This is a genomic window from Streptomyces poriticola (genome assembly GCF_036689765.1).
In the GTDB taxonomy this organism is placed as follows: domain Bacteria; phylum Actinomycetota; class Actinomycetes; order Streptomycetales; family Streptomycetaceae; genus Streptomyces; species Streptomyces poriticola.
This window is the reverse complement of the sequence record NZ_JBAGKH010000130.1, coordinates 1-241: the sequence shown is the minus strand read 5'-3', so window position 1 is coordinate 241 and position 241 is coordinate 1. Positions and strand designations below refer to the sequence as shown.

Below are 241 nucleotides of genomic sequence, written 5' to 3'. Positions count from 1 at the left end.
TGGCCACCGGCAGTGCGTCGTCGCGCAGCGTCCCGGCCGCGGCCAGGACGACGGCGCGCCCGGCGCCCTTCGGGACACCCGCCGCCGCCCGGGCGTACAGCTCGGCCCCCTCCTCCAGGACGAGGCCGGTGTCGATGCCCGCGGGCACCTTGATCCGGGCGTGCCGGCGCCAGGTGGTGACCGGATCGCTCCACGCCTCCACCCGGAAGGACCAGCGGCCCGGTGCGTCGGGGGTCACCTC

1 protein-coding gene is annotated in these 241 nt (G+C 78.0%); it reads right to left on the bottom strand.

Going from position 1 to position 241, the window contains the following annotated elements:
• The coding region (locus V5O46_RS31770) for a maltotransferase domain-containing protein (RefSeq protein ID WP_332888198.1) at positions 1–241 on the bottom strand (241 nt) is incomplete at both ends.